The 23,330-nt window shown below is 65.4% G+C and carries 15 protein-coding genes and 2 pseudogenes; 11 read left to right on the forward strand and 6 right to left on the reverse strand.

The window, feature by feature from the left end; genetic code table 11:
* A partial coding sequence (locus tag AC1RQF_RS19140; RefSeq protein ID WP_492872704.1) for a YadA-like family protein occupies positions 1–3,393 on the forward strand: 3,393 nt, incomplete at its 5' end.
* A 103-nt stretch (positions 3,394–3,496) separates the two neighbouring features.
* A complete protein-coding gene (locus tag AC1RQF_RS19145; protein ID WP_273996959.1) occupies positions 3,497–4,192 on the forward strand; it encodes an OmpA family protein in 696 nt (231 codons plus the stop codon).
* A gap of 161 nt (positions 4,193–4,353) precedes the next feature.
* Here AC1RQF_RS19145 and AC1RQF_RS19150 read toward each other — a convergent pair.
* Positions 4,354–4,665: pseudogene (locus tag AC1RQF_RS19150) on the reverse strand (type 2 periplasmic-binding domain-containing protein); the annotation flags it as partial.
* Between the two features lie 440 nt (positions 4,666–5,105).
* Here AC1RQF_RS19150 and AC1RQF_RS19155 point away from each other — a divergent pair.
* The 6 genes and pseudogenes from AC1RQF_RS19155 to AC1RQF_RS19180 form a co-directional block, all read left to right on the forward strand.
* Positions 5,106–5,795: pseudogene (locus tag AC1RQF_RS19155) on the forward strand (phage late control D family protein); the annotation flags it as partial.
* A gap of 236 nt (positions 5,796–6,031) precedes the next feature.
* Positions 6,032–6,568, forward strand: coding sequence for a hypothetical protein (locus tag AC1RQF_RS19160; RefSeq protein ID WP_492872705.1), 537 nt, complete (start codon positions 6,032–6,034; stop codon positions 6,566–6,568).
* 131 nt (positions 6,569–6,699) lie between these two features.
* Positions 6,700–6,834: a hypothetical protein gene (locus tag AC1RQF_RS19165; protein ID WP_492872706.1), complete on the forward strand. Its 135-nt coding sequence runs from the start codon at positions 6,700–6,702 to the stop codon at positions 6,832–6,834.
* A 102-nt stretch (positions 6,835–6,936) separates the two neighbouring features.
* The gene (locus tag AC1RQF_RS19170; RefSeq protein ID WP_492872707.1) at positions 6,937–7,404 is read left to right on the forward strand and encodes a hypothetical protein; all 468 of its coding nucleotides are present in this window, start codon (positions 6,937–6,939) and stop codon (positions 7,402–7,404) included.
* Positions 7,405–7,580: 176 nt separating this feature from the next.
* On the forward strand, positions 7,581–7,937 hold the full coding sequence (locus AC1RQF_RS19175) for a lysozyme inhibitor LprI family protein (RefSeq protein ID WP_492872708.1): 357 nt from the start codon (positions 7,581–7,583) through the stop codon (positions 7,935–7,937).
* A gap of 660 nt (positions 7,938–8,597) precedes the next feature.
* A complete protein-coding gene (locus AC1RQF_RS19180) occupies positions 8,598–10,973 on the forward strand; it encodes a DNA polymerase II (protein WP_492872709.1) in 2,376 nt (791 codons plus the stop codon).
* Between the two features lie 142 nt (positions 10,974–11,115).
* Here the strand turns inward: AC1RQF_RS19180 and AC1RQF_RS19185 are convergent, their stop codons facing one another.
* Both AC1RQF_RS19185 and AC1RQF_RS19190 read right to left on the reverse strand, forming a co-directional pair.
* Positions 11,116–12,114 (reverse strand): GlxA family transcriptional regulator, encoded by a 999-nt coding sequence (locus AC1RQF_RS19185; RefSeq protein WP_492872710.1) that lies wholly within the window; start codon positions 12,112–12,114, stop codon positions 11,116–11,118.
* Entirely contained in the window at positions 12,111–12,674 is a 564-nt protein-coding gene (locus AC1RQF_RS19190) for an isochorismatase family protein (RefSeq protein WP_273996965.1), read from the reverse strand. Before AC1RQF_RS19190 ends, AC1RQF_RS19185 begins: the two co-directional genes overlap by 4 nt.
* A gap of 296 nt (positions 12,675–12,970) precedes the next feature.
* Between AC1RQF_RS19190 and AC1RQF_RS19195 the strand changes: the two genes are divergently transcribed.
* The 3 genes from AC1RQF_RS19195 (at position 12,971) to AC1RQF_RS19205 (ending at position 15,338) form a co-directional block, all read left to right on the forward strand.
* The gene (locus tag AC1RQF_RS19195; RefSeq protein ID WP_492872711.1) at positions 12,971–13,543 is read left to right on the forward strand and encodes a hypothetical protein; all 573 of its coding nucleotides are present in this window, start codon (positions 12,971–12,973) and stop codon (positions 13,541–13,543) included.
* 156 nt (positions 13,544–13,699) lie between these two features.
* Positions 13,700–14,476 carry a crotonase/enoyl-CoA hydratase family protein gene (locus AC1RQF_RS19200; protein ID WP_492872712.1) on the forward strand — a complete coding sequence of 259 codons (777 nt, stop codon included), beginning with the start codon at positions 13,700–13,702 and terminating at the stop codon, positions 14,474–14,476.
* A gap of 214 nt (positions 14,477–14,690) precedes the next feature.
* Positions 14,691–15,338, forward strand: coding sequence for a hypothetical protein (locus AC1RQF_RS19205; protein WP_492872713.1), 648 nt, complete (start codon positions 14,691–14,693; stop codon positions 15,336–15,338).
* A 42-nt stretch (positions 15,339–15,380) separates the two neighbouring features.
* Here the strand turns inward: AC1RQF_RS19205 and AC1RQF_RS19210 are convergent, their stop codons facing one another.
* From AC1RQF_RS19210 to AC1RQF_RS19220, 3 genes are read right to left on the reverse strand one after another with little or no spacing between them, the layout of a single operon-like run.
* Complete coding sequence (locus AC1RQF_RS19210) at positions 15,381–16,850, reverse strand: efflux transporter outer membrane subunit (protein WP_443111464.1); 1,470 nt, start codon at positions 16,848–16,850, stop codon at positions 15,381–15,383.
* 3 nt (positions 16,851–16,853) lie between these two features.
* On the reverse strand, positions 16,854–20,180 hold the full coding sequence (locus AC1RQF_RS19215; RefSeq protein WP_273996969.1) for an efflux RND transporter permease subunit: 3,327 nt from the start codon (positions 20,178–20,180) through the stop codon (positions 16,854–16,856).
* Positions 20,177–23,320 (reverse strand): efflux RND transporter permease subunit, encoded by a 3,144-nt coding sequence (locus AC1RQF_RS19220; protein WP_273996970.1) that lies wholly within the window; start codon positions 23,318–23,320, stop codon positions 20,177–20,179. Before AC1RQF_RS19220 ends, AC1RQF_RS19215 begins: the two co-directional genes overlap by 4 nt.
* Between the last annotated feature and the right edge of the window lie 10 nt (positions 23,321–23,330).

A 23,330-nucleotide genomic window follows, 5' to 3' on the forward strand; every position in this document is an offset into this window, starting at 1 on the left:
ACATCGACCTCGACCGGCATCACATCGCTGTCGACGGGCTTGTCCACGACGAACAGCACGGTCGCATCGCTGTCGACCTCGACCTCCACTGGCTTGTCGACCGCCAATAGCTCGATCGCTTCGCTATCCACATCGACCTCGACCGGCATCACATCGCTGTCGACGGGCTTGTCCACGACGAACAGCACGGTCGCATCGCTGTCGACCGTGACAGGCAATCTCGGCAGCAGTACGGCGTCGGCCTTGGGCGGAGGGGCAACCTACAACCCGGCGACCGGAACGATCAGCGCGCCGGCCTATACGACCTACAACGCGAACGGCACGACGAGCACCGTCAACAACGTCGGGTCAGCGATAAACAACATCAACAGCCAGGGAATCAAGTACTTCCACGCCAACTCAACTGCCCCCGACAGTCAGGCGCTGGGAGCGAACAGTGTGGCAATCGGCCCGAACGCAGTGGCGAACAACGCGGGAGACGTGGCGCTAGGAAATGGTTCGGTGACGAGCGCGTCGAACCCGACAGCAACAGGCACGATCGGCGGCGTGACATACAACTATGCGGGCACGACACCGGCGAGCGTGGTAAGCGTGGGCGCGCCAGGTGCGGAACGTCAGGTGACGAACGTGGCGGCAGGCCAAGTGACGGCAACCAGCACGGACGCGATCAACGGTTCGCAATTGTTCGCGACGAACACCGCGATCAACAGCTTGTCGACCTCCACCTCGACCGGCTTGTCGACCGCGACCAGCTCGATCGGCTCGCTGTCGACCGGCTTGTCCACCACCAACAGCACGGTGGCGTCGCTGTCCACTTCAACCTCGACCGGTATCGGTTCGCTGTCGACTGGCTTGTCGACGGCGAACAGCGCGATCTCGTCGCTGTCGACCTCAACCTCGACCGCCATCAACGCGGCGAAGACGCACTACTACAGTGTGAACGACAACGGCACGCAACAAGGGAACTACAACAACGACGGCGCGACGGGCATCAACGCCCTCGCAGCGGGCACGAACGCCACGGCAGCAGGCGCGAGCGCAGTCGCGGTGGGGGATGGCACGAACGCCAGCGCTGCAGGAGCAGTCGCATTGGGACAGAACGCAGTGGCAAGCAACGCGAACAGCGTGGCGCTGGGTTCCAACTCGGTGACAGCGGCGCCGAATCCGACGGCGACGGGCACGATCGGCGGCGTAACGTACAACTATGCGGGCACGACACCGGCGAGCGTGGTAAGCGTCGGCGCGCCGGGTGCGGAACGTCAGGTGACGAACGTGGCGGCAGGCCAAGTGACGGCAACCAGCACGGACGCGATCAACGGCTCGCAGTTGTTCGCGACGAACACCGCGATCAACAGCTTGTCGACCTCCACCTCGACCGGCTTGTCGACCGCGACCAGCTCGATCGGCTCGCTGTCGACGGGCTTGTCCACCACCAACAGCACGGTGGCGTCGCTGTCCACTTCAACCTCGACCGGTATCGGTTCGCTATCGACCGGCCTGTCGACGGCGAACAGCTCGATCGCTTCGCTGTCGACCTCGACCTCGACCGCGGTCAATGCGGCAAAAACGCACTACTACAGCGTGAACGACAACGGCACGCAGCAAGGCAACTACGCCAACAACGGCGCGACGGGCATCAATGCGCTGGCGGCGGGCACCAACGCGACAGCGGCGGGCGCGAGCGCGGTGGCGGTCGGCGACGGCGCCAATGCGAACTCGGGCGGCGCGGTGGCGATCGGCCAGAACGCGACGGCGACCGGTGGCCAGGCCGTGTCGATCGGCGTGGGCAACACGGCGAACGGCGACGGCGCGGTGGCGATCGGCGATCCGAACAGCGCAACCGGCACCGGCGCGATCGCGATGGGCGCGAACAACACATCGAACGGCCAGGGCGCGGTGGCGCTGGGCAATGCGAACACGGCGATCGGGCAGGGTTCGGTGGCGCTGGGCAACACCTCGACGGCCAACGGCGCGGGCTCGGTGGCGATGGGTTCGGGCGCGGTGGCGAACAACCCGAACGACGTCGCGCTGGGTTCCAACTCGGTGACGGCGGCGGCGAATCCGACAGCGACCTCGACGATCAACGGCACGACCTACACGTTGGCCGGCACGACGCCGGCGAGCGTGGTGAGCGTGGGCGCGCCGGGCGCGGAACGTCAGATCACGAACGTCGCGGCGGGCCGCCTGAGCGCCACGAGTACGGATGCGGTCAACGGTTCGCAGCTGTACGCCACGGATCAGGCGGTCGACTCGCTCGGCAACACCGTGAACAACATCACCAACGGCGGGGGCATCAAGTACTTCCACGCGAACTCGACGCTGCCCGACAGTCAGGCGCTGGGGTTGAACAGCGTCGCGATCGGCCCGAACGCGGTGGCGAACAATGCCGGCGACGTGGCCCTGGGCTACGGCTCGACGACGGCGGCCGCGAATCCGACGGCCAGCGCGACGATCGGCGGCGCCACCTACAACTTCGCGGGCAGCACGCCAGCGAGCGTGGTGAGCATGGGTTCGCCGGGCGCGGAGCGGCAGGTGACGAATGTCGCGGCGGGACAAGTGAGCTCGTCGAGCACGGATGCGATCAACGGCTCGCAGCTGTATTCGACGATCCAGGCGCTCAACACCCTGTCGACGTCCACGATGTCGGATATCGCCTCGTTGTCGACGAGCCAGGGCTCCAACACGACGCAGCTCACGTCGCTGTCGACGTCGATCAGCAGGTTGTCGACCTCGACCTTGTCGAACGGGCCCGGCAGCCACTACTACAGCGTGAACGACAACGGCGCGCAGCAAGGGAACTTCGGCAACAACGGTGCGACGGGCCTCAACGCGCTGGCCATCGGTCCGAACGCGGCAGCGTCCGGCGCGAACGGCGTGGCGCTCGGCAACGGTGCGAGCGCGAACTCGGACGGCGGCACGGTGATCGGCGCGAGCGCGGTGGTGTCGGCCGCGAGCGGCACGGCGATCGGCCAGGGCGCGACCACCTCGGCGGCCGGCGCGGTGGCGATCGGTGCGAACTCGGTGGCGAATCAGGCCAATACCGTATCGGTCGGCGCGCCCGGCAGCGAGCGTCGCATCACCAATGTCGCGGCGGGCGTGAACCCGACCGACGCGGTGAACGTGTCCCAGCTGGGGGCCTTGCAAACGACGGTGAACAACGTCGCACGCACGGCGTACTCGGGTATCGCGGCGGCGACCGCGTTGACGATGATCCCGGAAGTGGATGCCGGCAGAACGATCGCGGTGGGGATAGGCGGCGGCAGCTACCAGGGCTACAGCGCCGTGGCGATCGGTTTCACCGCGCGCCTGACGGACAACATCAAGCTGAGAGGAGGCGTCAGCGGCGGCAACGCCGGCTACACGTACGGCGTCGGTGCGGGCTACCAGTGGTGAAGTGGGGCGCGGCGCGTCCGGATGCGAGTCGGTTCGGATGCGCCGCACTTCATCGTTACCCGGATGCGGATCGGATCGTCCAAGACAAAGGAAGAGGAACATCATGTTCAACGCAAGACAAGCGATGCTGCTGGGCGCGATGGCGCTCGTGGGTTGCACGACCTCCTCGGGCCCGACGTACACCCGCTACGCGGTGTCGATGCCGAACGGCGAGCAGGCGTATCGGGTGACCTGCTATGGGCTGCTGGAAGGCCCCGGCGCGTGCCGCAAGGCGGCGGAGGCGGTCTGCAAGGATCAGCCCGTCAGGGTGCTGGAGGGGCAATCACTGTTGGGCGCCACGTCGGGCGGCCAGGCAGACGTGCGGAACCTGCTGTTCCAATGCGGCGCGCCGCAGGCGGCGCCCGCGCCCGCGCCCGTCGCGCCGGCGCCTGTTGCGCCGATGCCGCCGGCCATCACGACGCTGAGCACCGACGCCAACTTCGACACGGCGCAGGCGAGCCTGACGCCGGCCGCCCGCGCGCGGCTGGATCGACTGATCGACGAGGCGCGCGGCGTCTCGATCAAGACGGTGACGGTCAACGGGTATACCGATTCGGTCGGCTCGGATGCCTACAACCTGGATCTGTCGGAGCGCCGGGCCCGGACGGTGCGGGCTTATCTGCAGGAGCACGGGTTGAAGGCCGGCCAATACGCCGGCCACGGTTACGGCAAGGCCGATCCGGTCGGCTCGAATGCGACGGCGGCCGGGCGGGCGAGCAATCGCCGGGTCGACGTCTTGCTCGACATCGACAGGCAATAGCGCTTTACCGCGAGCCAAGGGCGCGTTGCGTCGCGAACATCCGCCTCGGCGTGTTCGTCCGACGAGCGGGATGTGCATGGCAGGGCCGTCACGCCCCGGTGTCGGCCCTTTTTCAGTCGTTCCGGTTCCTGATCTCCCGCGCAACCCCACGCCTCGGTCTGCCGCATCGCGTGGTTCAACAGGTCGAATTCATGGCCGCCGCGCGTGTCGATGTCGTCGATGCCGGCCGCTCGCGTGCTGCCGGGGCGGGTAGCGCTGGACGCGGGCCGCCAGCACGTGCAGCAGCGTGAAGCGACCCAGGTCGATCGGGCCGTCGCGCACACGGCGACGCGTCGCTCGTGCATCACCTGCATCTTGTCGAGGCCGTCCCATTCGCCGCCGCCGACGCACACGGCTCAGTCGAGCAGGCGGGTCGTGAGACTCGGTTCATAGCCAGGATGCGCGTCGCACAGCCTCGCGAGGCGCGGCATCAGTCAGCGCGTGGTGAACCACCGTGCAGCACTCGCGCCGGATTTAGGACGATTCGCATGCTGTCCGCGCCGACCCAAGGGGAATAGGCGGATTGCAGCCATGGTTTGAGCGTGTGGATTTCGATGACCCAAGCGATCTACGCGAATCGCCGGCCGGACGAAACGATCGCGCGACAATGAATCAATGGCTTGAAAGCATTCCTCATTATTTGTCAAAAATCGTCACTATTTCCCTATCAAAAAAATCGACTTTGATATGCTCCCCCGGCATCGGGACAGCATTATCCAGCGCCTCTTCTTACCCGCCCCGAGATTTAAAAGACCGGCATTCGATCTCCATCCCGCAGTCGGGTCTTTGCATTTCTTCTGATATGACGCACGCAGTCTCGGCCTCGGGATGTTGGTAGCGGTCGAACTCGCTCTCCATAAAATGGGGTGACCGCATGGCCGGGGAAGTCTTGCTGAACGTACTACGCGGCGGCTACGCGCAGTTCGATCGCATCGTCAAACTCGACACACCGCTCGGCGACGACTGGCTCGTACCGCTGTACGTCAAGATTCACGCACGGCTCGGGCGCAATTTCGAGGTGATCGTCGATGCGTCATCGGTTGTCGGCGGCAAGATCAAGCTCAATGCCCTCATGTTCCAACCCGTCACGCTCCGGATTCGCCAGACGGACGGCGGCTATCTCCCCATTCACGGTTATGTGCAACGGGTACGCCGCTTGGGAAGTGACGGTCCGGTCGCCTATTTCCAGCTCCATTTCTCATCCTGGCTCAGCTTCCTCAAGCTCAGCAGCGACCGGCGCGACTGGCAGGAAACCGGCGGCTGGCAGATTTTGATCGACGTGTTCGACAAGCATCCGCAGGCGAACGGCCACTACGCGTTCGAGATACGCGAGCCGATGCGGGCGTACTCGCATCGCGTGCAGTGGGAAACCGACTGGAATTTCGTGCATCGGAGCCTGGAAGAGGTCGGCGCATTTCCTCGCTTCGACTTCGCGGAGGACGGCAAGTCACATCAGGTCGTCATCATGGACGACCTGTACTCCGGCCCGTCTCTGCCCGATCCGGAGATTCGGTTCAGCCACGCGGGCGCGAACGAAGAATTCGACGGGCTGACTCAATTCAATGGAAATTATGCGCGATGGTTTTCGAAAGACGCAAATGCTCAGGCAGCCTACAGAAAAGCACTTGATCTCATAACGCCAAAAATCGTAAATTCATTCCATTTATATAACATGAAATATTCCGCAAAATAATATCATTAATATTCATTTAAATTATCCCATACAGCACTTACGCGCCCTCAGAAACATGCAACGATAAATTAAAAAATATAATTACCCCCCCACTTAAACACCCGACGATGAACAAAGAAAAAATACAAGTGGAAATTGAGGACATTTCCAATGGCATCTATAGCGTTAGGTTATATGTTGCTGCGGATAGCCCTGACAATCTTGACAAGCAAGTATCGATCGGCTGGGTGAATTTGGATACAAATTTAATGAAAGCGTTAGATATGACGAGAGATCCTGAACATCCGTCCACGCTAAAGGTGAATACAGGCAAATACCAAGCATTCATTTCGGACTGCATTCCCAATCAACCGACAGCCGAATCGAACTGTGATGACCTCAACAAGCGCGTCTCAGAACCCACCAACAACACACCTCATTCTGAGAAAGAGATGACAGTCGTTGGAAGTGGCCGGCTTCAATTTTATTCGGCACCGAACTACTCATGCAAAATGCCGGGAATCTTCATTTTGGCTGGCGAATCCGTCGATACATATACCAGCCGCTTCGGATTTACCTTAGTCACTTACCAAAATTCCAAGAAGACCAGCCCCGTTCGAGGCTGGGTAAAAAGTAGCAGACTGCAGAGCAACGATCTCGACTAAAATTTATAACCGAAAGCCAAACAGAGACAATTTACTTGAAACGATTCTGGGAACCTCAGAGGTTCTGCCAGTTTTTCGATAACCGCATCGCTCTTATGACGTACAACTGGACGACTACATCGGATGGCGCAATGAAGCAAATTCAAAAAAATGCTCAATTCAAAATAGAAGCCAGCGTAGACGAAAATGGCAGCCTTGGCCCCAATACGATCAAAGCAATGAATGCGGCTCAAGACCAGAATCAGTTACTTCAGAATATCGATTAAATCAGGTGAAATCATTACAAATACTGGTCGACAACGCTCCTGGCTAGATCGCTTTTGGGATGGCTGGCTACGCCGCGTTACCAACTGCCTCCAGGTACAGCCATGAATAAATTGATACATCTTTGCACCGGCCTGCACTATCTTTTCGGGTTAAATGCTGCAATTGCACAGACACCTCAGACTGATACGATTCCGCTTCTTGGCGAATGGCGATATACTTCAATGCACCAAATAAATAAAAATCCATACTCCATTTTCACCCTGAAATTGTACAAAACATCGGCCCACCAAATCAACGGGAGCTATTGCTTTATCACCGAAGAAGGACGACGAATAGAATGTGATCCTGAGGGAACCAGCAACCTGAACAGAACAGTGTCGCCTGACGGATTGTATGCCACAGTCAATTTTTTCTCATTCCTTGGAGCGAAAAATGGTATTTCCGATATTTCACTGCACAATGGAAAGTTGCGCTGGAAGGTCACAAAAAATCCAGACGGCGACTTTTTTACGGCCCATTCGATGCCTCCTTGCTCAAGGATACCGGGGCATCAAAAAATAGATTGGTGACAACAGGCAGAGCATATCTACATGAAGAACCAACCAATAATAATAAATCGAAAATCTAGCGTCTTCGGTTCCCACGCGATCCATACCAGTTCCACACAAGCCCCCCGGCCATCGCGAACGTCGCTACATAAAACCCGAGCGAAGCATCATGCACTCATCAACCTATCGAGAGCATTATGAAGAAAATCATTGTTCTAACAATTTCACTCTTACCCTTAAGCGCAATTTCCGAAATATGCGCTACCAGCGGAAATGTTTACACTGATTTATCCTGCGTCGATCTCGCCTTAGATCAATCAAAAAAAGACCTCAATGCAATTTATCAAAAAATATATATCCCAACCCAACACAAGGACAAGTTTGAGCAAGCTCAAAAAGCTTGGCTCAATTATAGAGAAAAGCAATGCAACGGTTACATTTCTTCTGAGGCATCTCAATCTCAGGGTGCTGGAGCGGGCTTAATTACGAAAGACTGCCTCGTCGAGATCACCACGCAAAGAGTTGAATATTTGAAAACTCTTCTCGATAACTAGCAAACTGACATGGTGAATTTATTTCATGTTGAAAATTACGCCGACTACACCGTAGGGTTTCAATACAGTGCGCTTCGGTAGCCGCTATGCCGCTCGCAATGGCCTAATTTCGCGCCTCGTTTGACGTGCACGAGAAACAACGAGGGCGCGTAACCAAGGTATATAAGACTACATAACAAATCTCGCCGCCGATCACCGCGCGCCTCCCACCGGGCAGCTTGAGACGCCTAGTACCTCCGTTCATAAACGCCATTCTTTTCACGAGCAGATGAGATGAGACCTCAGCTACGCATGCAGAACTTGATTACAAGGCCCCAATCACCGGATACGCCTAGGTAGTGCGAATGCTGGTCCACTGCTGCCTGTGTTTGTGATTGACCCAGCGCTACCCTCTCTCCGCAATTCGGCCCACCACCAGTCTCACCACCCTGCCACCTCGTTCGCCGTCAAATACCCTGTCGCCCGAATCCACGCGATCGACACCAGCCCCACAAGCCCCCCACGCCATCGCGAGCATCACCGCACGAAACCCAAACGAAGCGATCCCGATCGGCGACAGAAACGTACCCACCGCCGCCCCCAACCGACCGCACGCGAGCGGAAACACGCTCGCCGGGCGCTACAATTTCGAGATCAGGCATCGACGAGCGGACCAGCGTTTTGACGGAATTCGAGCAGGGCTTCATCCTTACCCGCCACTGGCGGGACCAGCCGGACGGCATCGAGGTCGAATTCTGGCTGGCGACCGGAAGCGGTCCGCGCCGGGTGCGCCTGCGCCCGCAGGAAGCGGTGGCGTTCGTGCCGGCCGAGCAGCGCGACGCGGCCGCGCGCGTGATCGGCAACGAGGCGGAGCTGCGGCCGCTCGCGCTGCGCGATTTCAGCGACCGCACCGTGGACGGCCTGTACTGCCGCCGCCACCGTCAGCTCGGCGCGCTGCGCAAGCGTCTCGAACAAGCGGGGGTCGATGTTTACGAAGCCGACATCCAGCCGCCCGACCGTTACATGATGGAGCGTTTCATCACCGCGCCGGTGCGCTTTCGCGGCGTGCCGGACGGCGGCGACGGGCTATCCGGCGACGGGCTGACCGACGGCGAACTGCGCCCCCTGGACGACTATCGCCCCGCGCTGCGCTGCGTATCGCTCGACATCGAGACGAGCGCGGCCGGCGAGCTGTACTCGATCGCGCTCGAAGGGTGCGGGCAGCGCCAGGTATACATGCTCGGCCCGCCGAACGGCGAGCCTGCCGCGCTCGACTTCCGGCTCGACTACTGCGACAGCCGCGCCGCGCTGCTTGAACGCCTGAACGAATGGTTCGCGCGCCACGACCCCGACGTGCTGATCGGCTGGAACCTGATCCAGTTCGACCTGCGCGTGCTGCATGCGCATGCCGAGGCGTGCCGCATCCCGCTCACGCTCGGCCGCGACGGCAGCGCGCTCGACTGGCGCGCGCACGGCCAGCAGCCCGACCATTTCTTCGCGGGCGCGACAGGCCGCCTCATCATCGACGGCATCGACGCGCTGAAGTCCGCCACCTGGAGCTTCCCGTCGTTCAGCCTCGAAGCCGTCGCGCAAGCGCTGCTCGGCGAAGGCAAGGCGATCGACAGCCCATATCAGCGCATGGCCGAAATCCAGCGGCGCTTCGACGAAGACAAGCCCGCCCTCGCGCGCTACAACCTCAAGGATTGCGAACTCGTCACGCGCATCTTCGAGAAAGCCGACCTGCTGCCGTTCTCGCTCGAACGCGCGGCCGTCACCGGCCTGCCCGCCGACCGCACCGGCGGCTCGGTCGCGGCGTTCACGCACCTCTACCTGCCGCGCATGCACCGGCTCGGCTACGTGGCGCCGAACCTCGGCGACGTGACCGGGCAAAACAGCCCGGGCGGCTTCGTGATGGATTCCCGGCCCGGCCTCTACGATTCGGTGCTGGTGCTCGACTACAAGAGCCTGTATCCGTCGATCATCCGCAGCTTCCTGATCGATCCCGCGGGCCTGATCGCGGGGCTCGGCGATCCGTCGGACGCGGCCTCCGTGCCGGGCTTCCTCGGCGCGCGCTTCTCGCGCACCCGTCACTGCCTGCCGGACATCGTGCGCCGCGTGTCGGACACCCGCGATACCGCGAAGCGCCAGCACAATGCGCCGTTGTCGCAGGCGCTCAAGATCATCATGAATTCGTTCTACGGCGTGCTGGGCTCCACCGGGTGCCGGTTCTTCGATCCGCGCCTCGCCTCGTCGATCACGATGCGCGGCCACGAGATCATGCACGAGACCCGCACGCTGATCGAGGCGCAAGGCTACGACGTGATCTACGGCGACACCGATTCGACCTTCGTCTGGCTCAAGCGCGCCTATGACGATGCCGACGCGGCGCGCATCGGCCGCGCGCTCGTCGCGCACGTGAACGATTGGTGGCGCGCGCAACTGCGCGAACGCTTCGGTCTCGACAGCGCGCTCGAACTGCAATACGAACGCCACTACCTGCGCTTCCTGATGCCGACCGTGCGCGGCGCGGAGGAAGGCAGCAAGAAGCGCTACGCGGGCCTCGCGCGCGCGGCGGACGGCACGGACGAACTCGTGTTCAAGGGGCTGGAGACGGTGCGCACCGACTGGACGCCGCTCGCGCAGCGGTTCCAGCGCGAGCTGTATCGCCGCGTGTTCAAGCAGGAGCCTTATCAGGAATTCATCCGGACCTATGTGCGCGACACGCTGGCGGGCACGCACGACGCACTGCTCGTGTATCGCAAGCGGCTGCGCCGGCCGCTCGCCGAATACGAGCGCAACGTGCCGCCGCACGTGCGCGCGGCGCGGGTCGCGGATGAATTCAATCGCGCACAGGGCCGTCCGCTGCAATACCAGCGCGGCGGCTGGATCAGCTACGTGATGACCACGGCCGGCCCCGAGCCGCTCGAAACGCTGCGTTCGCCGATCGACTATGCGTTCTACGTGAGCCGCCAGCTGCAGCCAGTCGCCGATGCGATCCTGCCGTTCCTGCGCGATGATTTCGAATCGGTGACGTCGGGACAGCAGCGCCTGTTTTGAGCTGCGCGATTCGGCGCGTGTGCGAGCGCGAGCGCATGCCCGGCTCAGGCGTGAAGCCAAGACGCGCAAGGCGGACATCACACGGCAACGCGCCGGCAGTCGGCACCGGTACGCGTCGGCCCGCCGCGCTTCACCGCACGCCTCAGGCCTCCGCCTCGCGCAAACGCGCCGGCGGCGCCGCATACACCCGCCCCCACGCGCGCCGGAACTGGCGCGCCGACGAAAAGCCGCTGCGCTCCGCGACGCGCTCCATGTCGAGCGTCGAGCCCACCACCAGCTGCCGCGCGAGCGCGACGCGCATCCGGTTCACATAATCGGTGACGCTCATCGCCGCATGCTCGTTGAACAGCCGCGACAGATGACGCGGGCTCGTGGCCGCGACCTCGGCGAGCGCCGGCAGCGTCCACGGGCGCGCCGGATCGGCGCCCACCGCATCCTGCACGCGATGGATCGCGGGATGCAGGTGATTGCGTCCTTCGAGCCACGGCGACAGTTGCGGGTCCGCGCCGGTCCGGCGCAGGTAGACCACCAGCTTGCGCGCGACCGTGAGCGCGATCGCATGGCCGGCCTCCTGCGCGACGATCGCGAGCATCAGGTCGACGCCGGCCGTCACGCCCGCGCTCGTCATCCGCTCGCCGTCCTGCACGAACAACCGGTTCTCGCGGATCCGCGCGCGCGGCGCGAGCTGCGCGAGCCGGTCGATGTTTTCATGATGGGTCGTGCATTCACAGCCGTCGAGCAGCCCCGCGCGCGCGGCCAGCATCGCGCCGGCGCAGATCGTGACCAGCCGCACGCCCGGCAGGATCACGCGCCGCAGCCAGGCGACGATCGCCGCCTCGTCTTCGTCGTCGCGCTCGGCGGCCGGCGGCTCGCCGAGCGGCACATCGACGGAACCGGACACGAGCACCATCGCGTCACCGGGCAGCCGCGCCGGCAGCGGCGCGAGACCGGCGAGCCCGAGCCCGACCGAACTGTGCACGCGCGGCGCGGCGCCGACGAAACGAACCTCGAAACGCAGGCCGGCCTGCGCGAGATTCGTCATGCGCAGCACTTCCACCGGCCCGGCGACGTCGAGCAGCAACGCACGCGGCGGCACCACCACGTAGACCGGGATCACGCGCGCCGCGTCGCGCCCGCTCATCCCGCCACCGGCTCCGTCGCGGCCGCGAGCGCTTCCTCGACAGTCGCGATGCGCGCGAAGCGATCGGCCAGCACCAGCTCGGTGCGCGCGCGAATCTCGTCGGGGCTCCATTCGCGGCCGGTCGCGTCGGTCATCGGGAAAGTCAGCGTGGCCTCGCCGACGTAGTCGACCGTATAGCCGAGATCGGAGGCGTGGCGCGTGGTCGTTTCGCAGCATTGCTCGGTGCGGATTCCGGACACGATCACGCGGCGGATGCCGTTGCGCACGAGCCAGTCTTCGAGGCCGCTGCCGACAAGCGCGCTGTGGCGGCGCTTGTGGAACGTCACGGTCGGCTGGATGCGCAGCGGATCGAGCGGGCGGACAAATCCGGACGCGAGCGAGAACGGGCCGTCGTCCATGACGTGATAGATCTGCACGACCGGGATGCCGGCGCGCTCGGCGCCGTCGATCAGCGCCTGCTGGCGCTCGATGTAGGCCTGCACGAAGGCCTCGCGGAAATACGGGCGGTGGCGGAACGACTCCTGCATATCGATCACGAGCAAGGCGGTAGAGGTGGACATTTCAGCGCTCCTTCGGTGGTGGACGATGACTGCACTTTATCGGGCGCGCCCCCACTCGATAACGTCGACCACGGACAGAAAGCGGACAGATTACGCCAAGGCGGCGGAAAGGGAAAATGCGCCGGGGCGAAACGGTGTGCGCGATATGGAATGAAGCCTGCGCCGCCATCACCTATGCTGCTTCGAAGCAGGGCCGATCATCCGTTTCAACCCGATGCAAGGTAGTGAATCCGCGGCATGGATTATCAACCGCAATGCCTTTCGGGACGCTTTCCTTCAAGACCAAGAGGATATCGATGACCAACGACAGGCCGAATCACACGACACTCTCGCCTCTTCCGAAAAATGAACTGCGGCTGTTGCTCAAGAGCTGGGAGTTCCTGTCGATCCTGTTCGTCAGCATCGTCATCGGGTCGCTGCTCCCCACCGACATACTGGACCGTCTGCCAATGCTCGATCGCTGGGTGCATGCCGTCGCGACCTGGTTTCCCACGGTCGACGCTTATCGTCGCGCCCCGGCATTCCCGGAGATCTCGGCGCTCTATTTCGCGACGCTGCTCGTGACAACACCGATATTGACGGTATTTCACTTCAGGAACAGGGCGTTCTATCTGGCCCGCTTACACCAGGCATACCTCAAGCGCCACGCCCGCTATCTGCTGGCGATCGCGGCGTTGCTGTTGATTACGCCGTGCTTCTTTTATCTCTTTTACTTGCGCAACGAGGGAGATGCCTACAGCGGCATAGCAATCAACCAATCGCGAATTGCGCTCGCGACGCTTGGCTGGGTATTTGCCGGCGGCGGCGCCTGGGTCAGCCTGTCGCTGGCCTCGCTCGCCATCGCCGCCTTGCTCCGTCGAGACCGATAACACATAGCGTCCGCACGACGAGGCGCGAAGCGACCGCCCCTCATGCGCCGCGCGCCAGTCTCTCCTATATTCCTTCCTATCCCCGCCCGCGCCGGCGCCCGCGGGCGACCTCGACCCGCCGGGCCACCCTTCCCCATCCCGCCTCAAGGAGCCAGCATGGACGACATCCTGTTCGACGTGGACGGCCCGGTCTGCATCATCACCCTCAACCGCCCCGACCGCCGCAACGCCGTCGACGGCCCGACCGCCGCGCGGCTGAACGCCGCGTTCGAGCGCTTCGCGGCCGACGCCTCGCTCGGCGTCGCGATCCTGACCGGCGCGGGCGGCCACTTCTGCGCGGGCGCCGACCTCAAGGTCATCGACGATCCGGCCTTGCGCAACCGTGTCGACCCGGCCGGGCACGCGCCGGGGCCGATGGGCCCGACGCGCATGGCGCTGCCCAAGCCGCTGATCGCGGCCATCTCCGGCTACGCGGTCGCGGGCGGGCTGGAGCTGGCCTTGATGGCCGACCTCCGCGTGGTCGAACAGGATGCGGTGTTCGGCGTGTTCTGCCGGCGCTGGGGCGTTCCCCTGATCGACGGCGGCACGGTCAGGCTGCCCCGCATCGTCGGCATGGGGCGCGCGCTGGACATGATCCTGACCGGACGCCCCGTCGACGCCGACGAGGCGCGGCAGATCGGGCTCGCCAACTACGTCGTGCCGGCCGGTGAAAGCGTGCCGCACGCCATCCGCCTCGCCCGCCGGATCGCGGCATTCCCGCGCGCCTGCATGCTCGCGGATCGGCACTCGGCCTACGCGCAATGGGATCTGCCGCTGGCGGACGCGCTGCGCCGGGAAGGCGCGCGCGGCGCGCCGATCGTGAACGGCGAAGGCGTGACAGGCGCGGCGCGCTTCAACGGCGGCCACGGGCGAGGCGGAACGTTCCCGGAATGACGCCGACGCCATGAGCCGGCCATGCGCGCCGGCCTCGCCCCGCCCGATAGCGAGCCATCTGTAAGATTCGGATCGCCAATGACTTACGATCCTTTCCATTCATCGACAAATCTCCACGCAGGGCCACACATTCTTCACGTAACGATTGGTAATCGTCGGTAACATTTCGCGAAAGTCGTTCCAGCAAACACCAAGAAGCGAAGTGCATCCGCCCATGCGAGAAGTCAGCGCGCCCGACCAGCCGCCCATCCTCACCGTCCCTGTTCCTCACGCCGTGCAGCCCGTCCTCGATGAAGTCATTCATCGCAGCGTGTCGGAATCGACCACCAAGCATGGCTACATGCGCTGCGCCGACTACGCGATCGTCGGCGCGCGGGTCCTGAGCCTGCTGACCGGCGCGCGCTACCGGCCCATCGCGGGCGGCGAGGTGATGGATTTCGGCGCGGGCAATCTCTACGTGCTGTGCACGACGCGCGAGCGTCGCCGCACCGCGCGCCACCTGTCGCAGCTCGCGCGCTATCACTGCTGGATCGAGGCGGAGCATGCCGACGCCGGCGGCGTGGCGCGCACGGAGGTGGTCGACTTCACGCTCCGCCACGATCCGATCGTCGCCCGCACGCTCGGCATGGCGTTCGCCGGGCCGACGAACAGCTACTTCTGGGGCTGGGACGACGAGCATCGCGTCCCGCCGCAGCTGCACGATCATCCGGCCTTCGCGAAACAGGGGCCGTACTGGCGCTGGGAGGAACGCGAATGCACGTCGCTGTTGCGCGCCTACGAGCGCGAACGGCCCGCGTACTTCAGCAAGCAGGTGTCGCGCGCGCTGCACCTGTTCGCCGAACGGATCGAATACCACGCGTGAGCCGCGCTCAGGCGCGACGGCGGATGCCGACCCGGCCTGCCCTCACCCCGCGTCGCGCGCCGGCGGCGTCACGGTGTCGATCCGCGTGACATTCCAGCCGCCGCCGAGATCGCCGAACAGCGTCGCGGCCGCCACCAGCCGCTGCTGCTGCACGTTCAGCGCGCTCTGCTGCAAATTGAGCAAGGTGGCCTGCGCGGTCGAAACCGTCGTGTAGTCGACGGTGCCCGCCTGATACTCGTTGAACGCGATCTCGGCTCCACGTTTCGCGTTCGTCACCGCGCGCGCGAGCGCATCGGCCTGGGCCGCCAGCACCCGCACGCTCGCGAGATCGTCCTCGACGTTCTGCAACGCGGCCAGCACCGTGCCGCGATAGCTCGCGACCGCCGCGTCGTAGGTCGCGCGCGCGGCCGCGACTTCGCCGCTGCGCAGCCCGCCGTCGAACAGCGTCTCCGACGCGCTGCCGCCGAGCGACCACACATAGTTCGCGACATGCAGCAGCCCCGCCAGCGGCGACGCGCTGAAGCCCGCGGCCGCGGACAGCGAGATCGTCGGATAGTAGGCGGCGATCGCGACGCCGATCGCCGCGTTCGCGGACGCCATCTGCCGTTCGGCGACCGCGATGTCGGGCCGCCGCTGCAACAGCGTCGACGGCACGCCGACCGGCACGTCGGGCAGCGCGGGCAGCGTCGCGTCGTGCGCGACCGTGAGGTCCTCGGGCGTGCGGCCGACCAGCACCGCGATCGCATGCACGTACTTCGCGCGCGATTCGTCGAGCGCGATCAGGCTCGCGCGCGCGCTGTCGAGCTGGGTCTGCGCGGTGACGAGATCGGACGGCGGGATCGTGCCGGCCCGATCCTGGTCCGCGATCACGCGCAGATAATCCTCATACGCCTTCACGGTCGCCTGGAGCAGATCGATGTTCGCATCGGTGACGCGCAGGTCGATCACGGTCGTCGCGAGCGTGACCTGTTCCGACAAGGTTGCGTTCGCATAGGTCGCCGCGCTCGCCTGCGCGCTCGCACGGCGCTCCTCGAGCGTGCGCCGCACCTCGCCCCACAGATCGGGCGACCAGCTGACGTTGCCTTCGAGCGCGCCGCTGTTCCCGATCGAACTCACGCCGGCCGCCGCGCTGCGCTGACGCGTCGCCGACCCGGTCGCGGACAGCGTCGGGAACAGCCCCGCGCGCGCCTCGCGCACGAGCGCCAGCGCCTGCTGGTAGTTGTAGTAATCCTGCCGCACGGTCTGGTTCGACACCGCGACGAGCGGCTCCAGTTCGTCGAGCAGCGGATCGTGGAAGGCGGTCCACCAGTCGCCTTTCGGGCCGTCCGCGTCGGGCGCGGCCTGGGTCCAGCCGGGCAGCTCGCGGTAGGCGGCCGGCGGCGCGACCGACGGCGCGTGATAGTCGGGGCCGACCATGCAGCCGCCCAGCGCCAGCGCGACGGCAACGGCGGCCGCCACGCCCGACGCGACGGCGCGGGCCCGGGGGGCGGAAACGGCAGGAAGGCGCTTCATCGTTCAGGACCTCGTCTCGGGCCGCCGTTTCCACGGCTGCCGCGCCGACCAGCCGGCGAGACGCGCGCGCAGCCGGTCGAGATACAGATAGATCACGGGCGTCGTGTACAGCGTGAACATCTGGCTGATCAGCAGCCCGCCCATCACCGTCGCGCCGAGCGGCTGGCGCAGCGACGCGCCCTGCCCGATCGCGAGCGCGAGCGGCAGCGCGCCGAGCACGGCGGCGGCCGTCGTCATCATGATCGGCCGCAGGCGCCTCACGGCCGCCTCGTGGATCGCGCGGCGCGCGTCCGCGCCCTCGTCGCGCTGCAACTGGATCGCGACGTCGACCATCATGATCCCGTTCTTCTTCACGATGCCGATCAGCAGGATGAAGCCGATCATCGAGATCACCGAGAACGGCACGCCGAACACGAGCAGCGCAAGCGTCGCGCCGATGCCGGCGGACGGCAGCGTCGACAGAATCGTCAGCGGATGGATCGTGTTCTCGTACAGCACGCCGAGCACGAGATAGACGACCACGAGCGCCGCGAGGATCAGGAGCGGCACGGTGTTCATCGACCCCGCGAACGCCTGCGCCGCGCCCGCGAACGCGCCGTGCACCGACGCCGGCATGCCGATGTCCTGTTCGGCGTGCGCGATCGCCTCGCCCGCGCTGCTCAGCGAGCCGTTCGCCGGCAGGTTGAATGAAATGGTGCCGGCGACCAGCCCGCTCTGGTGATTGACCTGGGTCGCGGTATGGCTGTTCTCGAAGGTCGCGAAGGCCGGCAGCGGCACCATCGTCTCGGCCGCCGTGCTGTCCGCGCTGCCCGTCGAGCTGCCGCCCTTGCTGTTGGAGATGCTGTTGGTGGTCGCATTGGCTTCCGCGTTCGCGTTCTGCGCGTTGCCGCCCGCGCCGCCGCTCGTCACGGTGGCGCCGACGGTCGCGCCGGTCGCGGGCAGCGCGCCCGCCGCGGGCACGATCGCCGACGAATACTGCGTCTGCGCGGTGCCGGCCGCGTTGCCGGCCGCCGTGCTCGCGAAGATCCGCTGCAGAGACTGCGGGTACTGCCAGTACTGCGGCGCGACCTCCATCACGACGAAATACTGGTTGAGCGGGTTGTAGATCGTCGATACGGTGCGCTGGCCGAACGCGTCGTACAGCACGCTGTCGATCTGGTTCGGCTGCAGGCCGTAGCGCATCGCGGTGGCGCGATCGATCGTCACCATCGTCTGCAGGCCGTTCTGCTGCAGGTCGGAGTTCACGTCGGTCAGCTGGCCGCGATACTTGCCGAGCGCGGCGACGAGGCGCGGCGTCCACGTGTACAGCGCCCGCGGATCGTCGCTCGTCAGCGTGTACTGGTATTCCGCCGCCGACTGCCGGCCGCCGATGCGCAGGTCCTGCTGCGCCTGCAGGAACAACTGCGCGCCCGACACCGCCGCGAGCTTCGGCCGCAGGCGGTTCACGACCTCGGTCGCCGACGCATGGCGCCGCGCGAGCGGCTTCAACGCCACGAACACGTTCGCGGTGTTCAGCGCGCGGCCGCCCGTGAAGCCCGCGACCGCCGCGACGGCCGGATCCTTCTGCACGATCGACTGCAACTGCGCGAGCTTCTGCTGCATCGCCGAGAACGAGATGCTCTGGTCGGCGATGATCTGACCGATCAGCGCGCCGTTGTCCTGCTCGGGAAAGAACGTGCCGGGCAGCAGCCGGAACAGCAGCACGTTGCCGATCAGCAGCGCGATCATCACGACGCCGACCAGCCGCGTGTGATCGAGCACGGCTTCGAGCGAGCGTGCATAACCCTCGCGCGTGCGCTCGAGCAGCGCGGCGATCCAGCGCGTGCCGCGCGCGGGCGGCGCATCCGCGGCGCGACGGGTCAGCACGTAGGCGCACATGGTCGGCGTGACGGTCAGCGACACCACCATCGACAGCAGGATCGCGATCGACAGCGTGACCGCGAACTCGTGGAACAGCAGCCCGACGATGCCCGGCATCAGCAGGATCGGCAGGAACACCGCGATCAGCGACAGGCTCATCGACACCACCGTGAACGCCACCTCGGCGCTGCCGCGCAGCGCCGCCTCGCGCGGCGCGAGCCCGGCCTCGATGTAGCGCATGATGTTCTCGAGCACCACCACCGCGTCGTCGACCACGAAGCCGGTGCCGATCGTGAGCGCCATCAGCGACAGGTTGTCGATGCTGTAGCCGAGCAGGTACATCGGCCCGAAGGTGCCGATGATCGACAAGGGCAGCGCCACGGCCGGGATCAGCGTCGCGCGCGGCGACAGCAGGAACACGAACACCACGCCGATGACGAGCAGCACCGCGAGCCCGAGGGTGCGCTCGGTGTCGCCGACCGACGCGTTGATCGACTGAGAATGATCGAGCGCGATTCCGATGCGGATCGAGCTGGGCAGCGCGGCCTCGATCAGGGGCAGCCGCGCGCGGATCTGCTGCACCGTCTGCACCACGTTGCTGCCCGGTTCGGGAAACACGATCACGAGCACCGCCGACTTGCCGTTGTAGAGCCCCGCGTTGCGGATGTTCTCGTTCGAGTCGCGCACGTCCGCGAGGTCGCGCAGCTGCACCGCCGCGCCGTTGCGATAGGCGACCACCAGGTCGCGATACGGCGCGGCCTTGCCGATCTGGTCGTTCGACAGGATCTCGTAGCGATGGCCGCCCTGGTCGAGATGCCCTTTCGGGCTGTTCGCATTGGCCGCGCTGAGCGCGGCGCGCACGTCCTCCAGCCCGATGCCGTAGCTGTTGACCTTGCCGGGGTTCAACTCGACCCGCACCGAGGGCAGCGCGCCGCCGCCCAGCGTGATCTGCCCCACCCCCTGGATCTGCGACAGCTGCTGCTGGATCACCGAATCGGCGGAGTCGTACAACTGCGCCTTCGTCAGCGTGTCCGAGGTCAGCGCGAGCACCATCACTGGCGCATCGGCCGGGTTGTACTGCCGGTAGCTCGGGTTCGCGCGCAGCGTGGTCGGCAGGTCGGCGCGCGCGGCCTGGATCGCGGCCTCGACGTCGCGCGCCGCGCCGTTGATGTCGCGATCCAGGCCGAACACGATCACGATCAGCGACGAGCCGACCGTGCTGATCGAGGTCAACTCCGACACGTCGGCGATCGTGCCGAGCCGTCGTTCGAGCGGCTCGGCCACCGTCGCCGCCATGATGTCCGGGCTCGCGCCCGCCATCGTCGCCTGCACGACGATCACCGGGAAGGCGACGTTCGGCAGCGGCGCGACCGGCATCCGGAAGTAGGCGAGCGCGCCCGCCAGCAGGATCGCGATCGCGAGCAGCGTGGTCGCGACCGGACGCCGGACGAACAGCGCGGACGGGTTCACGCGCCGCTCCCGTCGCCCGGCGCGTCGGGCACGATGCCGCCGTCACCGCCGCCCGCGCGCGCGCGCCGCCGCCGGACGCGTTCGGCGATCCGGTCGAACAGCAGGTAGATCACGGGCGTCGTGAACAGCGTCAGGATCTGGCTCAGGGTCAGCCCGCCGATGATCGCGAGCCCGAGCGGACGCCGCAGCTCCGAGCCGGTGCCGGAGCCGACCAGCATCGGCAGCGCGCCCAGCATCGCCGCGAAAGTGGTCATCAGGATCGGCCGGAAGCGCAGCAGCGAGGCCTCGAAGATCGCGTCGGCGGGCGCCTTGCCGTGCTCGCGCTCCGCTTCGAGCGCGAAGTCGACGATCATGATCGCGTTCTTCTTGACGATGCCGATCAGCAGCACGATGCCGATGATGCCGATCACGTCGAGATCCGCGCCCGCGATCATCAGCGCGAGCAATGCACCGATCCCGGCCGAGGGCAGCGTCGACAGGATCGTGACCGGATGGATGAAGCTCTCGTACAGCACGCCGAGCACGATGTAGACCGCGACGAGCGCGGCGACCAGCAAGTAGACCTCGCTCGACAGCGAATCCTCGAACGCCGCCGCCGCGCCCTGGAACGACGACTGGATCGACGGCGGCAGCGCGACCTCCTGCTCGACGCGGCGCACGTCCTTGACCGCCGTGCTCAGCGACGCGCCGTTCGCGAGATTGAACGACACCGTGACCGCCGGGAACTGCGCGAGATGGCTGATCGCGAGCGGCGTGCGGGTGAGCCGGATCGTCGCGATCTGGCGCAGCGGCACCTGCCCGCTGCTGCCGGTCTGGCTCGGCAGGTACAGGTCGCCGAGCGCGGCGATGTTCGGCATCGTCTCGGGCTTCGCGACCAGGATCACGCGGTATTGGTTCGCCTGCTCGAAGATGGTCGACACGATGCGCTGGCCGAGCGCGTCGTACAGCGCGTTGTCGATGGTCGCGGGCGTGATGCCGAAGCGCGCCGCCGCCTGCCGGTTCACCTCGACCTGCACGCCCAGGCCGTCGACGTCGAGATCGCTCTGCACGTCGACGATCGACGGAATCTGCTTGAGCTTCGCGACGAGCGCCGGCACCACTTGCTGCAACACCTGCTGCGTCGGCCCGCGCAGCACGAAGCGGTACTGGTTCGGCGAGATCGTCGTGTCGAGCGTCAGGTCCTGCACCGGCTGCAGGTAGAGCCGCACCCCGGGCACGCCGGCCGCCGCCTGCTGGAGCCGCCGCGCGATCGTCTCCGCGCTCGCCGGCCGATCGTCGTGCGCGCGCAGGTTGATCAGGAAGCGGCCGTTGTTCAGCGTCGCGTTGACGCCGTCGATGCCCACGTACGAGGTCAGCGACGTAACGTCCTGGTCCTTCAGCAGCGCGTCGGCGAGCTGCGCCTGGCGGTCCACCATCGCGCCGTACGACACCGACGTGTCGGCCACGCTGATGCCCTGGATCACCCCGACGTCCTGCACCGGGAACAAGCCCTTCGGGATCACCACGTACAGCAGGATCGTCAGCACCAGCGTCGCGAGCGCGACCACGAGCGTGAGCGTCTGGTGCTGCAACACCCAGCGCAGCCCGCGCTCGTACGCATGCAGCGTGCGCTCGAAGATCCGCTCGCTGAAGCGCTCGAAGCGGCTCGGATGCGATTCCGCCTGCGCGCGCAGCATCCGCGCGCACAGCATCGGCACGACGGTCAGCGACACCACGGCCGAGATCACGATCGTCACCGCGAGCGTCACCGCGAATTCGCTGAACAGCCGGCCGATCACGCCGCCCATGAACAACAGCGGGATCAGCACGGCGATCAGCGACACCGTCAGCGACAGGATCGTGAAGCCGATCTGTCCCGCGCCCTTGAGCGCCGCGTCGAGCGGCCGCATGCCCTCCTCCAGGTAGCGCACGATGTTCTCGATCATCACGATCGAATCGTCGACCACGAAGCCCGTCGCGATGATGAGCGCCATCAGCGACAGGTTGTCGATCGAGTAATGCAGCTCGTACATCATCGCGACCGTGCCGATCAGCGAGACCGGCACCGCGATGCTCGGGATCAGCGTCGCCGGCACGTTGCGCAGGAACACGAAGATCACCATCACGACCAGCACCACCGCGAGCACCAGCTCGGTCGCCGCGTCGGACACCGAGGCGCGGATGATGCCCGTGCTGTCGCTGACGATCCGCACGTCCATGCCGGCGGGCAGCGTCGCCTCCAGCATCGGCAATTGCCGCTTGATCTGGTCGACCGTCGCGATCACGTTCGCGCCGGGCTGGCGCTGCACGTTCAGCACGATCGCCGGCGTGCGGTTCAGCCACGCGCCGCGCTCGACGTCCTGCGGCGCCTGCGACACGCGCGCGACGTCGCGCAGGAACACCGACGCGCCGTTCTGGTAGGCGATCACGGTGTCGAGGTAATCCTTCGGATCGGTGATCTGGTCGTTCGAGTTGATCGTGTAGTCGAGATCGGGGCCGTCGAAATTGCCCTTCGGCTGGCTCACGTTCACGTTGGCGAGCAGGGTGCGCAGGTCGTCGAGGTTCAGGCCGTATGCCGCCAGCTTGCGCGGGTCCGCCTCGACCCGCACCGCCGGCACGTGGCCGCCCGCCGTGGTGACGAGCCCGACGCCCGGCACCTCCGAGATCTTGGTGCCGAGCCGGTTGTTCGCCACGTCCTGCAACTGCGTGAGCGACATCGAGGTCGAGGTCACGGCGAGCGTCAGGATCGGCTGGTCGGCGGGGTTCACCTTCGCGTAGGTCGGCGGCGCGGGCAGGCCGGTCGGCAGGTAGCTGTTGGCCGCGTTGATCGCCTGCTGCACGTTCTGCTCGGCGACGTCGAGGCTCACCGCGAGATCGAACTGGAGCGTGATCACCGACGCGCCTTCCGAGCTGTACGAGATCATCTGCTGCAGGCCCGGGATCTCGCCCAGCTGCACCTCGAGCGGCGCGGTGACGGTGGTGGCCATCACGTCGGGGCTCGCGCCCGGATAGAAGGTCTGCACCTGGATCGTCGGATAGTCGACGTCGGGCAGCGACGATACGGGCAGGAACCGCACCGCGACCACCCCGACCAGCACGATCGCGATCGTCAGGAGCAGCGTCGCGACCGGCCGCAGGATGAAAAGGCGCGAGATATTCATCGCCGAGCGC

This window comes from Burkholderia sp. GW821-FHT14F03 (genome assembly GCF_058803765.1).